Source organism: Paraburkholderia panacisoli (genome assembly GCF_008369935.1).
GTDB classification, from domain to species: domain Bacteria; phylum Pseudomonadota; class Gammaproteobacteria; order Burkholderiales; family Burkholderiaceae; genus Paraburkholderia; species Paraburkholderia panacisoli.
In genome coordinates this window covers 1-17,483 of record NZ_VTUZ01000041.1, presented here as the reverse complement: position 1 = coordinate 17,483, position 17,483 = coordinate 1, and the positions used below count along the sequence as shown (strand labels likewise).

The 17,483-nt window shown below is 61.2% G+C and carries 14 protein-coding genes and 3 pseudogenes; 6 read left to right on the top strand and 11 right to left on the bottom strand.

Annotation, left to right across the window (positions count from 1 at the left end; translation table 11 throughout):
* Positions 1-311: 311 nt before the first annotated feature.
* The 5 genes from FVF58_RS38920 to FVF58_RS38900 all read right to left on the bottom strand — a co-directional run bounded on the left by FVF58_RS38920 (position 312) and on the right by FVF58_RS38900 (position 4,025).
* Entirely contained in the window at positions 312-1,052 is a 741-nt protein-coding gene (locus tag FVF58_RS38920) for an SDR family NAD(P)-dependent oxidoreductase (protein ID WP_149674990.1), read from the bottom strand.
* 224 nt (positions 1,053-1,276) lie between these two features.
* Complete coding sequence (locus FVF58_RS38915; RefSeq protein ID WP_149674989.1) at positions 1,277-1,690, bottom strand: DUF427 domain-containing protein; 414 nt, start codon at positions 1,688-1,690, stop codon at positions 1,277-1,279.
* 69 nt (positions 1,691-1,759) lie between these two features.
* A complete protein-coding gene (locus tag FVF58_RS38910; RefSeq protein WP_149674988.1) occupies positions 1,760-2,407 on the bottom strand; it encodes a glutathione S-transferase family protein in 648 nt (215 codons plus the stop codon).
* Positions 2,408-2,500: 93 nt separating this feature from the next.
* On the bottom strand, positions 2,501-3,247 hold the full coding sequence (locus FVF58_RS38905) for an SDR family NAD(P)-dependent oxidoreductase (protein WP_149674987.1): 747 nt from the start codon (positions 3,245-3,247) through the stop codon (positions 2,501-2,503).
* Between the two features lie 31 nt (positions 3,248-3,278).
* Positions 3,279-4,025 carry an SDR family NAD(P)-dependent oxidoreductase gene (locus FVF58_RS38900; RefSeq protein ID WP_149674986.1) on the bottom strand — a complete coding sequence of 249 codons (747 nt, stop codon included), beginning with the start codon at positions 4,023-4,025 and terminating at the stop codon, positions 3,279-3,281.
* Between the two features lie 183 nt (positions 4,026-4,208).
* On the opposite strand from FVF58_RS38900, the gene FVF58_RS38895 reads away from it, so the two are divergent.
* Complete coding sequence (locus FVF58_RS38895; RefSeq protein WP_149674985.1) at positions 4,209-5,108, top strand: LysR substrate-binding domain-containing protein; 900 nt, start codon at positions 4,209-4,211, stop codon at positions 5,106-5,108.
* Between the two features lie 225 nt (positions 5,109-5,333).
* Here FVF58_RS38895 and FVF58_RS38890 read toward each other — a convergent pair whose 3' ends face one another.
* Positions 5,334-7,265: an SMP-30/gluconolactonase/LRE family protein gene (locus tag FVF58_RS38890; protein WP_149674984.1), complete on the bottom strand. Its 1,932-nt coding sequence runs from the start codon at positions 7,263-7,265 to the stop codon at positions 5,334-5,336.
* A 478-nt stretch (positions 7,266-7,743) separates the two neighbouring features.
* Between FVF58_RS38890 and FVF58_RS38885 the strand changes: the two genes are divergently transcribed.
* Positions 7,744-9,708, top strand: coding sequence for a beta-galactosidase (locus FVF58_RS38885; protein WP_149674983.1), 1,965 nt, complete (start codon positions 7,744-7,746; stop codon positions 9,706-9,708).
* A 44-nt stretch (positions 9,709-9,752) separates the two neighbouring features.
* Here FVF58_RS38885 and FVF58_RS38880 read toward each other — a convergent pair whose 3' ends face one another.
* Positions 9,753-11,714, bottom strand: coding sequence for an alpha-galactosidase (locus tag FVF58_RS38880; RefSeq protein WP_149674982.1), 1,962 nt, complete (start codon positions 11,712-11,714; stop codon positions 9,753-9,755).
* 85 nt (positions 11,715-11,799) lie between these two features.
* Between FVF58_RS38880 and FVF58_RS38875 the strand changes: the two are divergent.
* A pseudogene (locus tag FVF58_RS38875) lies at positions 11,800-11,907 on the top strand (IS6 family transposase); the annotation flags it as partial.
* Positions 11,908-12,122: 215 nt separating this feature from the next.
* Here the strand turns inward: FVF58_RS38875 and FVF58_RS38870 are convergent.
* A complete protein-coding gene (locus FVF58_RS38870) occupies positions 12,123-13,142 on the bottom strand; it encodes an SDR family NAD(P)-dependent oxidoreductase (protein WP_246217387.1) in 1,020 nt (339 codons plus the stop codon).
* Between FVF58_RS38870 and FVF58_RS38865 the strand changes: the two genes are divergently transcribed.
* Positions 13,122-13,703, top strand: a complete 582-nt coding sequence (locus FVF58_RS38865) for a TetR/AcrR family transcriptional regulator (protein ID WP_149674981.1) — start codon at positions 13,122-13,124, stop codon at positions 13,701-13,703. The two genes, FVF58_RS38870 and FVF58_RS38865, sit on opposite strands and share 21 nt — an antisense overlap.
* 49 nt (positions 13,704-13,752) lie before the next feature.
* On the opposite strand, the pseudogene FVF58_RS53415 reads toward FVF58_RS38865, so the two are convergent.
* Together FVF58_RS53415 and FVF58_RS38855 are read right to left on the bottom strand one after the other, a co-directional pair.
* Positions 13,753-13,950, bottom strand: a pseudogene (locus FVF58_RS53415) (RES family NAD+ phosphorylase); the annotation flags it as partial.
* Positions 13,947-14,150, bottom strand: a pseudogene (locus tag FVF58_RS38855) (antitoxin Xre/MbcA/ParS toxin-binding domain-containing protein); the annotation flags it as partial. The pseudogenes FVF58_RS53415 and FVF58_RS38855, both read right to left, overlap by 4 nt.
* Before the next feature lie 410 nt (positions 14,151-14,560).
* On the opposite strand from FVF58_RS38855, the gene FVF58_RS38850 reads away from it, so the two are divergent.
* A complete protein-coding gene (locus FVF58_RS38850) occupies positions 14,561-15,010 on the top strand; it encodes a hypothetical protein (RefSeq protein WP_149674978.1) in 450 nt (149 codons plus the stop codon).
* 228 nt (positions 15,011-15,238) lie between these two features.
* Here FVF58_RS38850 and FVF58_RS38845 read toward each other — a convergent pair whose 3' ends face one another.
* On the bottom strand, positions 15,239-16,204 hold the full coding sequence (locus FVF58_RS38845; RefSeq protein ID WP_149674977.1) for a homocysteine S-methyltransferase family protein: 966 nt from the start codon (positions 16,202-16,204) through the stop codon (positions 15,239-15,241).
* 233 nt (positions 16,205-16,437) lie between these two features.
* Here FVF58_RS38845 and FVF58_RS38840 point away from each other — a divergent pair.
* A partial coding sequence (locus tag FVF58_RS38840; RefSeq protein ID WP_149674976.1) for a GlxA family transcriptional regulator occupies positions 16,438-17,483 on the top strand: 1,046 nt, incomplete at its 3' end.

The following is a 17,483-nucleotide window of genomic DNA, read 5'->3' as shown; positions in this document are numbered from 1 at the left end:
TGGTCGCTGTCCGGGCCAGCAGGAGCCATTCGACTGCGCCGCTTCGATCGTCGACAATCGAGCGACGATAAGTCCATTGGAGGGGCAAGCGCGCAATCCCGCACACCAAATTGATATTCCTGCGCGTTGGCCAATCATTTCTCGCGATTAGCGAGCCAGACACTGGCCGCGCCAGCGAATCTCTTGGGGGCGGCCTGGCGACTGTGCGGGGTCGTTAATGGAGAGCCGACTCCGTTAACTGATCGACTCCCCGTCGCGTCCGCACGGACGTCGCCCTTCTTCAAATCCGCAGGCCGAATATGTGCCCAGGCTCAGGCATTCATCCCACCATCCACCGTAAGATTCGCGCCGGAAATGTAAGAGGCCTCCGGGCCGGCGACGAAAGCCACCATGGCGGCGATCTCCTCAACGCGCCCATAGCGACCGAGGACTGTGGCCGCCTTCTGCGGCACCGCCCAATCGCCTGAGGCGGGATTCAGGTCTGTATCGATCGGACCCGGCTGGACGTTGTTAACCGTGATGCCCCGACCTCCCAACTCTCGAGACAGTGCCTGAGTGAACATCCTGACGGCTGCCTTCGTGGCCGCGTAGGGCACCAGCCCGGGCGCAATGGCTCGCTCGCCCACCGCCGAACCGATCATGATGATGCGGCCACCATCACCCAGGTGTTTCAACGCAGCCTTGGTGGTCGCGAACACGCCGCGGATGTTGATGTCGATCACTCGATCCATCTCCTCCAGTGTCGTGTCTTCGAACGGTTTCGGAATGGCCGTGCCGGCATTGTTCACCAGCACATCCAGCCGGCCGAAGGTCGCAAAAGTTTTTTCGACCGCCGCCTCGACAGCTTTGACGTCAGTAGCGTCCGCCTGGATCGCGATAGCCTTTCCGCCATTGAGTTCAATCTCTTTGACTACGGCCGAAGCCGCGCTGACGTCCTTCGCATAGGTAATGGCCACCCGCGCTCCATCCGCGGCGAGACGCTTCGCGATTGCCGCACCGATGCCGCGTGAACCGCCGGTAACGAGTGCCACTTTTTGAGCTAACTTCGACATGTGATTTCCTAAGGTTTCCGTGAGCGGTTCACCGCGTCACTAATCCAGTTAATGATTGACTGTTGTCGCTGTCCGAACCATTTTCCAAAGCGCTATTGGCGCGTACGGGCAACGGTTCGTGCCCTCTGGCTGAGGGCCTTGTGCTGTTCGGGCCTGGTGACAATCATGTCAATCTCCGTGAAAGGTCGAGCGTCGTGCGTACGATGGTGAGCGACTGCGGGCGCTCAATTGTCGGTCGAAGCGGCCGGCCGCTCGTCGATCGCATCCACGCGGTCCGCATAGAACGCGAGGTGATTGCGGATCCGTGCGACGGTCTCGTACGGGTTCTCGTAGGTCCAGGCGGCGTTGACCGCGCGCTCGCCGCCAGCCGGAATCGAGAAGTACGCGCAATCGCCCTTATATGGGCAATAGGTCGCGTGGTCGGTGCGCTCGAGCAACGTCATGTCGATATCCTTTCGCGGGACGTAGACGACTGCCGGGTAATGGGCCTCGCGCAACGTCAACGCATCCTGCGTATCGACGATGACTTTTCCGGCCACCGTGACCACCACCCGTGACGGATTGCGTTCGATGGTGATCGGATGGTCCTTGCCCGGAACCTTCACTGGCCGGGCGAGGGGAGTGGTGTTGCTGACCATGGGTTTCTCCTTGAGTTGGCGCTTCAGGGGCGTTCGTTTCTGCCAGCCAGTCAGCGCCGGTGTAGTGCGTTATGCGGCGGCGCTCGGCCGGGCAGATACCTCGTCGTACCATCGCTGAAACGCGGTGTGTTCGACTGGAATCGGCATCGTCAGCGCGTTGGCGGCGAAGTCGGCCGTCACGAGCGTCGTGATGTCCGCCGCGGAAAAATCATCGCCGGCGACGAACCGGACTGTCTCGAGCCGCTCGTTGAAGTCGGCGAAGAAGTCGGCTACGCGCTGTTTGCTTCGCGCGATCAGTTCGGGAATCTGCTCATAGGCATGCGGACCTGACAGCGCACGGCCTTTCAGGCCCGCGACCGCGTTACGCACGCCTTCCATGACCGGCGCGAAGCCGTCCAGTTCTGCGCGGCGTTCCCACATCGTGACGAGGGCCTTCGACTTTGCCGTGCTGCCGAGCAATGGGGTCTGCGGATACGCTTCTTCCAGATAACGCCAGATGGCGAGCACTTCTGCGATGACGGGGCCGTCGGCGAGGGCCAACGCCGGCACCTGGCTGCGCGGGTTGATTGCGCGGTAGGCATCGGAAAACTGTTCTTTCGCGCCCAGGTCGACAGGCTTCGTCGGGATGTCGATTCCCTTCTCCGCGATGAAGATGCGCACACGGCGTGCGTTCGGAGAGCCCTTCGATTCGTACAGTATGGGTGTAGCGGTTGTCATTTGAATCGTCCTCTCGGATGTTTTGGATAAGTATGGATATCTGATTAATCGGGCTTATCGAAGACACTGGAAACGGGCGCGAATCGGGTTGGGCTAGAGTTTCGAGCCGCCGTCGACACGCAGCGTTTCACCGGTAATCCAGCGCGCTGCGTCCGAGGCGAGAAACGCAACCGCTGCGCCGATGTCATCAGGTTGCGCGACGCGCTTTAACGCCTGCATGCCGAGTGCGACCTCGCGTCCCGCGTCGGTCCTGGTGAAGTTCGACATGTCGGTTTCGACGACGCCAGGCGCAACTGCATTCACGCGAATCTCGCGTTCACCAAGTGCCGAAGCGAAATGCTTGACGAGTGTATTGACCGCTCCCTTGGTAGCCGCGTACGCGGGGAACTCGCCGACCGCGGCATGCGCCGCGAGCGACGAGAGGAGGACTACGCTGCTGCCTTTGCACATCACGGGCAGTAACTGCTGCACGAGGAAATAAGGCGCACGCACATTCACGGCGAACAGGTCGTCGAAATCGTCGACGGTCGTTTCCTCGATGCTTGCGGCCTTTGAAATGCCGGCGTTCGCCACCAGAATGTCCAGACGATGGCCGACCACAGCGCGTACGCGTTTTGCGAGCGTATGCGGGCCGTCTGCGTCGCGCAGATCCGCGGCGATTTTCTGGGCGTTGCCGCCAGCCGCACGGATTTCGGCGACCACAGCATCCGCCGCCTTTTCCCCGCTGCTGTAGTGAACGAGCACCTGTGCGCCTGCTTTCGCGAGTGCGAGTGCACTGGCGCGGCCGATGCCGCGTGAGGCGCCCGTGACGAGGGCAGTCTTTCCGGCGAGGTCAGTCATGGCGGTTCTCCTGATCGCTGTGGGTGCGGCATCAGCCCGCCGTCTTGCCGCCGTCGACGGTGACGATCTGGCCCGTCACGAACGACGCCGCATCCGATGCGAGAAACAGGATCGCGCGGGCGATATCGTCAGGCTGCCCGATGCGGCCCAGCGGCACCGTTGACACAAGCGCCGCCTTGCGCTCGGCTGCGCCGGTGAAGCGGTCGAGCATCCCGGTGTCGGTCGGTCCCGGCGCGACCGCGTTGACGCGTACGCCTGACGCGGCGACTTCGAGCGCGGCGGACTTCGTCATGCCTTCGACCGCGTGTTTGCTGCCGGCGTAGACCGACGCGTAAGCCGCGCCTTCGTGGCCGTACGTCGACGACACATTGACGATGCTGCCGCGCTTCTGTGCCTGCATTACGCGCAGTTCGTGCTTCATGCTGAGCAGCGTGCCGAGCACGTTGGTATCAAAGGTCGCGGCGTAGCTTTCCGCACTCTGGTTGACGACCGCACCAGGTTGGCCCTCCGTGCCGGCATTGTTGACGGCCACGTCGATGCGGCCAAAGCGGGCGACGGCCTGATCGATGAGGCCACGAACCTCATCGTCGTGACGGACGTCGGCGCGGACAAAGACGGCATCTGCGCCGAGTTCGCGAAGTTCGGCTTCGAGCCCTTTGCCTTCGGCTTCACGGCGGCCGGAAATGACGAGATGCGCGCCGCTGTGCGCGAAGGCGAGCGCCGTGGCACGGCCGATGCCCGTCAGCGCACCGGTAATCACAACAACTGGGCGGTCCATTTCAGAATCTCCAACGATATAGATGAGAGGTATGGGGCGAAGGCGGCTATCAGTCCGCCGGGGTTTGCTGGTAGACGCTACGTCGCTGCCTGATTGCTAATCTAGTGGTCGATTGCGAAAAGCAAAAAGACTTTGTAGGCTGGTGGGTATGCCTATGAGGCATAGGATGCGAGCGAGGAGCATATGGAACTTCGACATCTGCGGTATTTCGTTGCCGTCGCGGAGACGGGCAGCCTCACGGTTGCGGCCGAACAGCGTCTGCACACGTCGCAGCCCTCTCTTAGCCGACAGATTCGCGATCTGGAAGACGAGGTCCGCGCGGAACTGTTCAGCCGCAGTGCGCGCGGCGTCGAACTGACTGCATCGGGCAAGGCTTTCCTCGACCATGCGCGGTTGGCGCTCGCGCAGGTCGACGCCGCGACCGAGGCAGCGCGCCGCGCCGCGCAGCCGGCGAAACAGGCCTTCGCGCTCGGCTTTCAGACCGGCGAGGAAATAACCTGGCTGCCGCGCGCGATGCAGGTTCTGCGCGATGAGTTGCCGAATATCGACGTCACCGTATCGAGCAGCTATTCGCCGGACCTCGCCGATGCGCTAGCGCGTGGCCGACTCGACCTCGCGTTTCTGCGGGCCGAACCGGGATTCGATCTCGACTATCGCGTCGTCAGCAGGGAGAGGCTCATTGTGCTGATGCCGAGCGACCACCGGCTGACCGCACGAACAGCAATCCGCCCGGAGGATCTCGTGGGCGAGACGTTCATCATGGCGTCGAACAAGGCGAGGGTGCTGCACGACGTGATCGAGCGGTATCTGCAACAGAGCGGGGTCGATATCACGCCCGACCACGGCGTCGACAATCTCGCGATGGCGATGTCGCTCGTGGCGTCCACGCGTGGGCTGGCGTTGATGCCGGAGTACGCGAACAATCTGCTGCCGTGGTCGGTCGTCAGCCGGCCCCTCGAAGGCGATGCACCCACGGTTGATCTCGTCATTGGCTACAGCAGGTCGAACACCTCTCCAGTCCTGAAGCTCTTTCTCTCGAGAGCGGAAGAACTCCTGGCACCGTTCACTACACGATCCTCATGAGGAACAGCCCGACGTGGTGCCCTCGTGCCGCGCGAATACGTGTCCTGCCCTCGCCGGGACGCCGGACGTTGTCCGATTGTCAGTCGCACTCAGCCAGATGATGGGCGTCGTAGGTCGCCCCCCAGCGGCCAGTTGACTTTCCCCAACGCAGCCGTTCACTCGTGAGTATGCTCCGCAGCGCATAAAGGGGTATAACCAGGCCTCTCTCACTGACGAAACGCACGATCAGGGCGTCCAGCGATAAACGGTGATGCTGGAACCCTTGACGTTGTTCTTCGTGACCACGTACTCGCCCGTCGATCGAAGGTATGCCCTGATGCCGTACATCGAATCGATGGCGCTGCTGGCGTCGACGGTACCTGTACTGGTGTTGACCAGCGTTGCGTCGAGGTTGCCTGTAGCGAGATTGAAGGCGTCGATGTTCGGCAAAGCTTGCCCGCTGCCGAACCAGTAGCCGACGAATAGATAGCTGCCGGCCGCGTCAATCGACTTGGCGCCGGCATGGGTGAGGTTCATCACCGGATTGGGTGCCGTGGTGTTGCCCGCGCTCCAGCCGTGATATACCTCGATCCGCGTGCCTATCGACGTCCAGTCCGTACTCCCAACAATGCCCCGTCCGAGAATCATGGTGTCGCTGTCCGCGAGGTAGACGATGCGCGTCAACGGCTTGATGCTCTCGGGAATGCGAATGGGGATACCGGATCCCCATGTTGGCTTGCCGCTGGCGTCGAAGCCGATCAGCGGATAGTGGTAGATGTAACCAGTCTTGTCCAGGCCGGCCCACACGCCCCCCTTGCTGTCGATGCAGAATCCGTCCCTGACCGATGCGGTCGTCTTGAACGCCGCACCGGGAAGCGTGGCGTCCGGTATTGCGATGTAGCCATTCGCGGCATTGAAGTGGAAGAAGTAGTAGGTATCGGGATTCTGGCCGGACGCCACGAGGATCCGGTTTGCGCCGACGGTGGCAAGTTGACCGAAGTGCTCGTCCCGTGAGCGATCGTTGATGTTGATGCGTGGATCGGATGGATAGTCGATCGGATCGACAGTGTTCGCTACGAAGGTTCCCCCAGCGATGCCGGTGTAGATGTGGGTGCCTCCATAGAAGTAGACGCCGTCGGTACCCGGGTCCGGAGCGGCGATCCCCTCAAAGTTGAGAGACTGAAGCTTCCATTGCAGGCGACCAGAACTGTTGTAAGAGTGAATGTCGGTGCCGCCGTCGCGGCCGAGGTCCCAGCTTCCGCCCCACGGGTTGTTGAGCACATAGAGGTTGCCTGCGGTGTCCTTGCCGATGCCTGTGACGCGGGTGAAGCGCTTGTCTCCAACCTGTCCTTTGATTCCGGTCGTGGTGTCGAGATAACCGCCCTGAATGCCGAATGTACCGGCCAGCGCCGGTGTGCCCGAGAGCTTGTAGCGCTTGATGTTCATGTCGGGGCCTTCGTCCCCAACCATGAGCTGCCCCGATGACGCATCGAAATAGAGCGCCGATGGCTGCGACCCGCCCGGCATCCGGATGGTGTTCAACAGCGCGCCGGTTGGACTGAACTCGACGATCGAGCCCTCACCCTTCTGTGCGACCCAGACGTTGCCTGCGCCATCCAGTGCGAGGGCGCCCGGGCCCGTGACGTTGATGTCCCGCTTCCAGACACCATCGGTAGTGAAGATCCGGACGCGATTGCCATAGAAGTCGCTCGCGTAGAGGAGCGAGGCCGCCGTGGCCAGTCCAGTGACGACGTCGAACCGCGGCAGGTTGTTAAACGCACTGACCTGAAGCAAAAGATCGCGAGTCTTGGTGGTGCGGTTGTATCGTCCCACTGCACCGCTTCCGTACGTCCCGCCGGGCTGCAGTGCCACGAAGATCGACGTTGCGTTGCCCGTGATCGCGCCGCCCTGAAACTCGCCGTGCGCGCCGATCGAGCCGAGGCTCTTGTTGGCCTGATAGATAGCGACCCCACCCTCGTACTCGTCCCACATGGAGGCCGTATAGATGACGCCTTCGGGCGCGACCCACATGGAACGCGCGGTGTTACCCACGTGGGCGGCGAGGGTGCCATAGGTGTTCGCCAGCCAGTCGGTGGTGTTTTCCGACTGACACGCCGGTGCGATCGTGGCGATCGCTGCGAAGAGGAGCACAGCATGAATCCGTTTTTTCTCGACCATGACTGATGTTCTCCAGAATGTAGCGATCATCCACGTGAATGATCGGTCAGCCAGATTTCAAATTCGTGATCGGTGACCCACGTATGAACATATGCAACCCATTGCGCCTTTACAAGCCGCACTGCGACTTTGCATACGGACGTGAATTGCAGTCTTAAGTGAAGCTCGACCGTCTCCTGTTGGGCCGCCTGATGCCTCATGCATGTCGCTCGAAGCTGCCGTGGCGAATCCAAACATTATCTTGTACAGTCGAATCCGCCCCGACAACATGACGGACCCGCAAACGCTCATGGTATCTATGGCCTCGACGTTCCAATGTCTAGTGACTCCGTGATCGAAGGCCGCACGAGAGTCTTCGCAGAGTAGGGGACGTCGCATCCGGACATCACTAACAGGCCACCGCGGGCGGTCCGTGCTCCGTCGTCGTCCGTGTATTCCGCTGCACCACTTCCCGGTAGCATCGAGGGACATGCAATCAATGGACACAAGAGAATCCTCGTCATTCACCGCGCTCCTGCCAGTGGGGGCGGCACGCGATGGCGGCAACGACCCGAACAGCGGCCTTACTGGACCTCACGCGGTCGACATCCCAGCCTCAACAGGGAAAGGCACACATACCTTTTCTTTCAGCCAGGACGGCGAAAGCTTCCTGCTCGACGGCGAGCCTTTCCAGATCCGCAGCGCAGAGATGCATCCCGCCCGCATCCCCGCCGGCTACTGGCAGCATCGCATCCTGATGGCCAAGGCGATGGGGATGAACTGCATCGCCCTCTACGTCATGTGGAATTACCACGAAACGAGTCCAGGCATTTTCAATTTCCGCACAGGGAACCGCGACATCGAAGCATTCATTCGACTGTGTCAGCAGGAGGGGATGTGGGTGTTGCTGCGGCCGGGTCCCTATATTTGCGGCGAATGGGATCTGGGCGGCATTCCGTCGTACCTGTTGAGTTACCCGGACATCCAGCTCAGGACCGACTCCGCTCACGATCCTCGCTACATGTCGGCGGTAGCTCGTTACATCAGGGAGCTGAGCCCGCGCATCGAACCACTGTTGGTGATTCGCGGTGGACCGATCCTGATGATTCAGATCGAGAATGAATTCGGCTCATACGCCAGCAACCCGGCTTACCTCGAAGAGATACGGCAGCTCTGGCTTCAGGAAGGAGTGCAGGGGCCGTTCTATACCGAAGATGGCATCAGGCAGCTTGAGCAGAATCGCACGAACGTCACCGGCGGCGCGATTGCATTGAGCAATGGCGATGCGCAGCAAATCGCGGCCGTCCGTCAGGAATTTCCGGCCGTTCCGGCGATGGCCGGTGAAGTGTATCCAGGCTGGCTCACCCATTGGGGCGACGAGACTTTCAACGGTACGGCCGCAGATATTTCCGGCACGCTGGACGCGTTCATGCAACGGAAGCTGTCGTTCAACCTCTATGTCATTCACGGCGGCACCAGCTTCGGCTTCTATGCCGGCGCAAATGTGGATGCCGATTCAGGCGAATATCAACCCGACATTACCAGCTACGATTACGCGGCACCCATCAGCGAGCAAGGCGTGGCGACGTCGAAGTACATGAAGTACCGCGGCGTCATAGCCCGCTATCTCTCGACACCGCTTCCTGATATACCCAAACCCGTTCCGACGATCAGCCGCAAAGGACGCCATGCCTTGATGCCGGAACTTTACGCGTCCGTTTGGGACAACCTGCCTGCCGCGCTCCCGGCCGTACAAACCGTCGACCCACAGCCATTCGAGATGTATGGCCAGGCGTTTGGTTTCGCGCTGTATCGCAAGACACTGCAGGGCTACCGCGGTGGTGTGCTGGATATCAAGGATGTTCACGATTACGCGACCGTTTTCGTCGGCGAGCAATACGTAGGCGGTGTGTCCAGAGCTTTCATGCCGGAGCATCGCGCGCAGCCACTGAATGTCATGCACCACGCGCCGCTTACGGTTCCGCTCGTGTCGTCGTCGCCGGACAGCGACGTATCATTGGAGATCCTCGTCGAGGGCATGGGGCGTATCAACTATGGCTACCCGATGATCGACCGCAAAGGCATTCTCGAACCGGTCACGCTGCAGAATGCGGGAGGCTCGAGCGACACGCTCACTGGCTGGGAAGTCTTCCTGTTGCCGATGGATACCGCGTTTATCGCGAACTTGCGCGCCGTCTGCGCGAACCCTCGTAAGGCGGGACTATTCTTCAAGGCGACTCTGTCGCTGGATACAATCGGCGATACCTATCTCGACATGCGTAACTGGACCAAAGGTGTGGTCTGGGTCAACGGGCACAATCTGGGTCGCTACTGGAACATCGGTCCGCAAAAGTGCCTGTATTGTCCTGCTCCGTGGCTGAGGCTGGGTGACAACGAGGTCATCATTTTCGATCTGCATCAGATAGAAGCCAAACCGGTAGAACTCGCGCGCACGCTATCGTAAAGAGGGCACCGGCAGCCAACACGGGGAATCCGCGGCAACTTCGATTACCCTTCGCCATCGGCCGGGACCAGCTCCAAAGTGAGCACTTCGAAAGGCGCGAGTGAGATAGTCTGCGGCCGGTCCGCGTCCAGTACCGGCGGAACCTGCGAGGCAGGGCCGTGCCATAAGCTGCGCGTCTGGAATCGTTCCGCCGCGCCGGCTGGCAATTCCAGTTGCCGCTGCAATTCGAGCACGAAGCGCTTCGCCTGGCTGTCGGGATTGCGCAACGTGATGATCGCCTTGACCGGCGACCATGCAGCCCAGCCGTACACCTCGAGCCCATCCGGCGCACCGCCAATCCAGTGGCTGTCGCGCAGCACCTCGGCGTTGGCCCGGGCCCATCTGGCAGATTCGGCGAGAACGTCCCAGTCGCCGTCGCCGAGCAGCGACGGCGTGATGTACAACTCCTGCAGTTGCGCGCCGCTACCGAAGTACGAATGCACTTCATTTGCGAAGTCCTGGCCTTGAGCGGTGTTCAACCGATCGTTGAACTGCGCGTAGATGATGCCATGGAGCATCAGCGAGTTGAGCGGAAACAGCGGACTCCTGACTACGACATTGCGGTAAGTCTGTGCATCACGGTAGGTCATCCAGCGTTCGCGATTGCTGCCAACGCCGGCCAGGTCGTCATCCTTGCCGCCGCGCCAGATCGAATCAGCGTAGCGTAGCCAGAACGGCGATGGATAGGTGCCGACGGTGAGGTTGACGAAGGTTTCGGGCCTGGCCTCGCGGATGTCCTCGATCAACTGGATCGCCGCGTCCCAGTCGCTGCTGAAGCGGCTGCCCGGGACCACCTTGTCAAAATTACCGGTGCCATCGAATTTGAACTGATTGATGCCGTGCTGTGTGAGCAGTTCCATCACGGCCTCATGGAAGCGTCGGTAGTATTTCGGCCCGGACAGCGCGAAGCAACCATCGATGATCTCGTATCCGGCGGTGTGGCCTCGCGTCACGCGTTCCTGCCGCGTCGAGCCATAGCCGCCCCACGGTGACAGCCACACGCCGGGCGACGCGCCGTAGCGGGCGGCGGCGTCGCGCAGCGGCACGAATCCATGCGGGAAATCCTTGCCGAAATGCCAACTGCCGCTGTAGTCGTCCCAGCCGTCATCAAACAGGAAGGAGTCGAGTTGTACGCCGCGCTTGTCGTGCAACTCGCGGCCGATCTCGTCGATGCGTTCGAGCGCTTGCTGCTGCGTGTACGGCACGAGGTAACCGATGTCATACCAACAGTTGTAGTGCAGGAACGGGCGGTACGGATGGGCCCGTTCGCGTTCGAGATAGGCCGCGAAATCGCGGCGTAGCTGGCCGTCGCGAGCCACACCGGCCACCGCCGAGAAGACACTGGTCTTGCCCTTTTCCAGCGGCAACGCCCGCGACACGGTGAAGCTGACGGTGTCCCCGCGTACCCGGCCTTCCGACAACGGAAGCTCGAAACCAAGGTAAACGTTGCCCGCGACCACAGGTGCTCCCTTGAACTCTCCGCTGGTTTGCGCACCGCACGCCTGCGTCTCCAACAGCGAAACGGTGGCAACGTGCTCGTCCTTGCTGATCGCGGTGATCGCCACCTGCAAGCGCAAGTACTGCGAGCTTTCGCGTTGCTCTACGCTCCACTCCACCCGCAGGCGATCCTGTTCGTCACCGAGGATGGCACGCACACGTCTGCCCGCGATCCGTTCGGCCAGTCGAGACGCTTCTGGATTTGCCGCCAGTATTTCTTCGCGCAACGGCGCAAGCAGTTTCAGCTCGGCAATGCCCAGTGTGTGACCGTCGGCCAGCGATAGCGCAAACGGCGCGGTGACCCGCAGGGTACGCATGTGCACGCGGTCGGTCAGGGCGAAATCGGCCAGATGCTGGTGCCTGACGGTCCAGTTCAAGGCGATCGCCGCGTTACCGAAAGAATGCCGGTCACCGTTCGTCTGGAACACGGGCATGCCCGGATGCGTTGACGCAGTTTCTTTGGCGTGCATGGATCAAGCCTCAGGATGAGGAGGGTGTCTGATCCATAGAGTACTTCGGGCGGATTCAGCAAGTGCATGAATTTTTACAGTTTGCCTTCTCGGCGGAATTGAACTCACGCATATGATTGCCAAAGGACAAATGAAGTGCTCTCACCGAATCCATCCGTCTACCGCTGATCAATTCTACGACTTGGTAACATAAGTACTACTTCGCATAGCGAGTGAATTTTCTTCACGCTTCTCATCGCGACAAAATCGGACCGTCTCCTCTATCGAAGAGATCCTGGCGAAGGAACTCAGTCGTCATCCGTAGTTTGCTACCGTCGAATTGTCGGGCGGTCGCAAATTAGCCGGCAGCTTAGGACGGCGCGTCGCGGTCCTAAGCTGGTCGAGCTGCAACCGGAAAGTCGAGCCCCTTCACCCCTTGCGAAACACGGGCGCGCCCCACGGCGCACCGATCGTGCCGCCGTCGACGACGATTTCCGCCGCCGTGATTCCCGAAGCATCGTCGGACGCGAGGAAAAGCACGGCCTTGGCCACTTCTTCTGGTGTAGCGAGGCGAGCCATCGGAATGCGCGGCGCGAACGCTTCTTCGGTCCCGTCGATCGTTGCGCCGGCCCGTGCGCCGCGCGTCCAGATCGGTGTGCGCGTGCCGCCAGGGATCACAGTGTTGACGCGAATGCCACGCTGCACGAGTTCAGACGCAAACACCTTCGCCATGCCGGTGACGCCCGCCTTCGTAGCGGAATAAGCGGCTGACCCAGGTGTGCCCAATTCGCGCATCACGGAGCCGTTCAATACGATCGAGCCTCCCGCGCTCATCAACGGAAGAGCCGATTGAACAGTGAGAAAGACTGCGGTGAGATTGGTGCGAAGAATCGCCTCAAATGCAGCAGCGGTCGTGCCGCCGAGCGGCGTCGGACCGGAGATCCCGGCGTTGGCGAACACGATGTCGAGGGATCCGAATGTTTGCTGGATCTGCTTGAACATCGATTCGATCGCGGTTTCATCATCGAGATCGGCCTGAATGCCAAGCGCGTTTTCACCGAGTTCGGATACTGCCTGATCCAGTTTTGCGGGATCGCGGCCGGAGATCGCAACACGGGCGCCTTCGGCGATCAAAAGCTTCGCTGCAGTAAAACCAATGCCGCTGTTGCCGCCAGTGACGAGCGCTGTCTTTCCAGTAAAACGCATATCCTTCTCCTGTGTATTACGCCGTGAGGTGACGTCCAAAGCCGCGCCTGGTGACGGCGCGAAAACCTCGCAAAAATCTCTGTTAAGCAGCGCAGCGCAGCACAGCCGCCGCATCCGAACGGGCATGAGCATCGCCAACAGTTCATTCTGTATGTTGAACATCATGCAGAAAATCAGTATTATACTCATCATGCAGATTGTCAAGCGTGATGAGGCGGAAAAATGGGTTATTCGCAGGCACAAAAGGCTGAGAGCAGGCAGCGGGTTCTGGAGAACGCGTCACGGCAGATTCGCGAACACGGCATCGAGGCGCTCGGCGTCGCCGATTGCATGCGTAGCGCGGGGCTCACACACGGCGCGTTCTACGGCCATTTTTCGTCGCGTGATGCGTTGATCCTGGAAGCGCTCGAGCACGCGGTTAGCCAGAGCGAGAAGCGCATTGCGTCTCTCGCAACCGGTGCGGGAAAGCGTGGGGAAACGCCTCTGCAGTCTATCGCCGAGGCTTTCCTCAACGAGCGTCACGTGAAGAATCCCGGCAATGGATGTGCGCTGTGCGCACTCGCCGGGGAAGCGCGGCATGCGAATCCGGACGTCAGGGAACGGCTTACGGGTTACGTGCGCAAACTGGCGTCACAAATAGCGCAAACCGCATCCAGTGATAGCAAAGACGCTGGGCTGGGTATCGTCGCGACCATCGTGGGGGCCATCACGCTCGCGCGCGCGGTGGATGACGACAAGCTGGCGAAATCGATTCTCTCCGCGTCACTCTCGCTGGTGATGATGCAGGACGGCGGTGCACGATAGCCTTGCAGCAGCTTGTTTGGCTGCGTCGGCTACGTGGCGTCGCGACCCACTTTAGCAACCGGTAAGTATCCGGGAGATCACCGGTACTGCTGATCTCCTCGTGCACCAGTGTTTCCAGAAGGGCGCCTGCCGGGTGTTCTGCTAAGTGGACCACTGGCTGGCCTGCAAAATGCCACCGACCGGGCGCGCGAAGACCGCCGAGTCCTTTCAGATCGGCGCAATTGCTAATCCTCCAAAGAACCATCAGGCGAAATACCCTTCGTCGATCTGGATCAGGGCATCTTCGACGAGGCGGCCGCCGTGTTCAGTGCTGGTCATGTCCAGCGCACTGCGCCCCGCGAAGCGCTTTTGTGGATTCCGAAGCCGATGCATTGCCTTTTCGGTGTTTCCGAAGGCTGCCATAGCCTGAGCAACGATACGCGCCAGCCGGATCGCCCGGTGCTTCTGAAAACGCAGGTTGGAGTCGGCTGTGGATAGAAGAAACGTTCTGCTATTCGCGAACAGTGATTCGGTTCCCGCGAATTAGTCTGGGTTGGCGCACAGACTGTAGTTGTAGAAAAGAGCTAGAACGGAACGACCTCAAGGCCTGCAGCGGCAGTATCGCCCTGGACCACCGTCAGGAAGCATGCAATGCCACGCCTCGCGTAGGACAGCGCAGCCGGCTGCGGCTCCGCGTCCCCGCAAGGCTTGAAGTCTTGCGCGGCAGAGGCGCTGCGCATGTGATGGCGGTGGGTCTTGGTGGTACGGTAAATGCTTGAGGTTGGTGAGGCCTGGGGACTCCATGAATCGTGGTCGACCGTCGCCGACCGGTGATGACCCGGTAGCCATCCTTTGGACCGATTTTAAGGAAGTGTGCCATGCGGTTAATCTCCGGGCTTCTGGCAATCATTGCAGTTTTTCCAACGCCGGCGTCCAGCTACGCGCTGGACGATCAACTGGCGTGCGCGGAAACAGCACATGATTTCGTCGTCCGTCTCGTTGAGGCACATTCGATCAAAACCCCACCAATGCGCGTTGAGTCCAATTCAGTGAACGCGTTCCGCCCCGCCAACGACGCCAGCTTGACTGCATTCGGCCTTCCCGTTCATGCTGTCTTTGGATATCAGCCGGATGACCCGCTTTTTAAAGGTGGCGGAGGCAAAGCTTCATCAGGCCCGGTTTACGGCGCGGTGGTGCTGGGTTCGGCGGATTCGGTCAAGCGTCTTCTCGTAGACGCGGGGAGCACCGCCGTCGTGCATCCGGTCATTCCGTTGGTGCTGACCGCGATCGTATGCAGGCAGCCATCGAGCGAACGCATCAAACAGTGACGCATGCGGCCGTGGCCCGATGCACATAGCGAAGCCGGTCGTCAGTTTGGCCATCCGATACCGGCTGCTCGGCGGTGTCGTAGTCAAACAAAGGTCACGGTTCATGTCTGTACCTGAACGATACGTGACCGACGACGTCATCGGAGGTGTCTGTTGCTGCCCGACACCCACCGAACGTGCCGCAGCAATCAAACGCTTTCCGAGGCCGGCCGATGCGCAATGACACCATCACGCGCTCGCATACTGTGCTCTCACGCCCTTTATTGCGCTACAGATCGCGCTGACATGGCGGTGATCCGTGCCACAGCATCCGCCCACCACGTTCATGCGCGGCAACAAAGCGTTCAGCGCCCGATACTGTGCGCCGAGTTCCTCCGGGTTGCCGTCGTCGAGGTCGGCGGATTCGTCGAGTTCGGCGTGGCTGCGCCGCGACGCGTTCGCGCGGATGCCGTGAATGCGTTCGAGCCACGCGCCTCCATCGCCCAGCACGGTTTCGAAATGCGATGGATGCGCGCAATTGATCATGTAATACGCGGCATAGGCGCCGGTTTCCGCGTCGACGCGCTCGATAACATCACGCAACGCGTCGCCCGCCGGCAAGCGCCCGTCCGTTTCGAGCGTGAACGAAACCGCCACGGGCATGCGGGCTTGCCTCGCGGCATCGATCACGCCGATGCCTTCTTCCGGATAGGTGATCGTGAAGGCCGCGACCATGTCCGCCTCGGTCGCCGCCAGAGTGTCGATCTGCGGCTGGTGATAGGCTCGCGCCTCGTCGCGGGTCATGCGTGAATCGATCCGGTAAGCATCGCCGCGCGGACCTAGACAACCGCTGATGACAATCTGCGTGTCCGGCGTTTCGAACTCGGCGCGCACGTGCACGAGCAGTTCGATCGCCTTCCGGTTTGCCTGCGCGAGCGCGGCGTCGGAATAGCCCAGCTTGCGGCCCCAGTCCGCATTCGCGCGCCAGGTCGGAGCTTCGAGCACGAGACCGATACCCTCCCTGCTCGCAAGACTCGCATAGCGCCGGAAATAAGCTTCGAGGCGCGCGGTGCCCGCGGCGTCCTTCAGCAGATCGAACGCGGCGAAGCAAGGCAACGCTATGCCATCGTGAAAGATCAGCGTCGTCTCGATGCCGCCGTCGGTCATGAAAAGCGCGTCATCGAGTTGCGGAAGGTGAGTGCGGTACTGGCTCATGGTCATGCTCCGTCAAAGAAGTCCACGTCTGGGAAGTCGTCGGCAAGGCATCGGCGGGGCATCCGCCGAGTGAAAGAAGGAGATAAAACATGAGCGTCCGGGCGCCCGTTCCTGCGGGGCGTGCTGGCGCCAACGCCTTCCTTACACTTTAATTACATTGCGACGGAGCCACGATACGGCGAGCGTGCGCCCGAAGCCAAAGCCATTTCGGCAACTTACCGGACAAAACGGCCATGAACGACCGCTCACCCGTGCGCATCTGCATCCTCGCGCTGCCCGAGACGTCCGCATCCGTCGTGTACGGCATGTACGACATGTTCATGTCGGCGGGGCGCGACTGGGGTCTCATCGTCGAGGGCAAGCCGGGGCGCGCGCCCATCGCGCCCTGCGTCGTGTCGCGCCACGTAGCCCCGTTCGTGGCCGGCAATAACGTGCGCATCACGGCGGACGCGCCGCTCGATGCGTGCGCGGATGCCGACGTCATCTGCGTGCCCGAGCTGCTGGTCCCGCCCGGCGAGCCGCTCGCGGGCCGCTTCGACCACGAAATCGCCTGCCTCAGACGCTGTTTCGCGCAGGGCAAGATTCTCGCAACGGCGTGCTCGGGCGCGATCCTGCTCGCAGAAGCCGGCCTGCTCGACGGCCTCGACGCGACGACGCACTGGGCGTACTGCGATTTCATGGCACGGCGCTATCCGTCGATCAAGATACGCGCGCATCGGGCGCTAGTCGCATCGGGCGAGGGCGAGCGGCTCATCATGGCCGGCGGCGGCACGTCGTGGCTGGATCTGGCGTTGTATCTGATCGCGCGGCTGGCGGGCATCGAAACCGCGATGCAGACGGCGCGCATCAATCTCGTCGACTGGCACGATGTCGGCCAGCAGCCGTTCGCGCGGCTCGCGCGCACGCGGCAGGCGGAAGATGCCGTCATCGCGCGCTGTCAGTCGTGGATCTCCGATCACTACGCGCAGCCCTCGCCAGTCAGCAAGATGATGCAAATGAGCGGCTTGCCCGAGCGCTCATTCAAACGCCGCTTTCAGCAGGCGACAGGCATGGCGCCGCTCGCTTACGTGCATACGCTGCGGCTGGAAGAAGCCAAGCAGATGCTCGAAACCGACACTCAGCCGATTGAAGCCATTGCCAATGAAGTCGGCTACGAAGTCCGTCCTGAACAATTCGGTTCGCGTTGCCGCCGACGTCACACCATCACATCGGCGGCAACGCTGGGGTTGAACAAGGCAGCGAGAACGAAGACGCAAAGAAGCCGCAGCTTCCTCAGGAT

Bases quoted from the DNA above. Each gene is read 5' to 3' on its own strand.
- FVF58_RS38920 (WP_149674990.1), bottom strand. From the start codon at position 1,052: ATGTCGAAGTTAGCTCAAAAAGTGGCACTCGTTACCGGCGGTTCACGC.
- FVF58_RS38915 (WP_149674989.1), bottom strand. From the start codon at position 1,690: ATGGTCAGCAACACCACTCCCCTCGCCCGGCCAGTGAAGGTTCCGGGC.
- FVF58_RS38910 (WP_149674988.1), bottom strand. From the start codon at position 2,407: ATGACAACCGCTACACCCATACTGTACGAATCGAAGGGCTCTCCGAAC.
- FVF58_RS38905 (WP_149674987.1), bottom strand. From the start codon at position 3,247: ATGACTGACCTCGCCGGAAAGACTGCCCTCGTCACGGGCGCCTCACGC.
- FVF58_RS38900 (WP_149674986.1), bottom strand. From the start codon at position 4,025: ATGGACCGCCCAGTTGTTGTGATTACCGGTGCGCTGACGGGCATCGGC.
- FVF58_RS38895 (WP_149674985.1), top strand. From the start codon at position 4,209: ATGGAACTTCGACATCTGCGGTATTTCGTTGCCGTCGCGGAGACGGGC.
- FVF58_RS38890 (WP_149674984.1), bottom strand. From the start codon at position 7,265: ATGGTCGAGAAAAAACGGATTCATGCTGTGCTCCTCTTCGCAGCGATC.
- FVF58_RS38885 (WP_149674983.1), top strand. From the start codon at position 7,744: ATGGACACAAGAGAATCCTCGTCATTCACCGCGCTCCTGCCAGTGGGG.
- FVF58_RS38880 (WP_149674982.1), bottom strand. From the start codon at position 11,714: ATGCACGCCAAAGAAACTGCGTCAACGCATCCGGGCATGCCCGTGTTC.
- FVF58_RS38865 (WP_149674981.1), top strand. From the start codon at position 13,122: ATGGGTTATTCGCAGGCACAAAAGGCTGAGAGCAGGCAGCGGGTTCTG.
- FVF58_RS38850 (WP_149674978.1), top strand. From the start codon at position 14,561: ATGCGGTTAATCTCCGGGCTTCTGGCAATCATTGCAGTTTTTCCAACG.
- FVF58_RS38845 (WP_149674977.1), bottom strand. From the start codon at position 16,204: ATGAGCCAGTACCGCACTCACCTTCCGCAACTCGATGACGCGCTTTTC.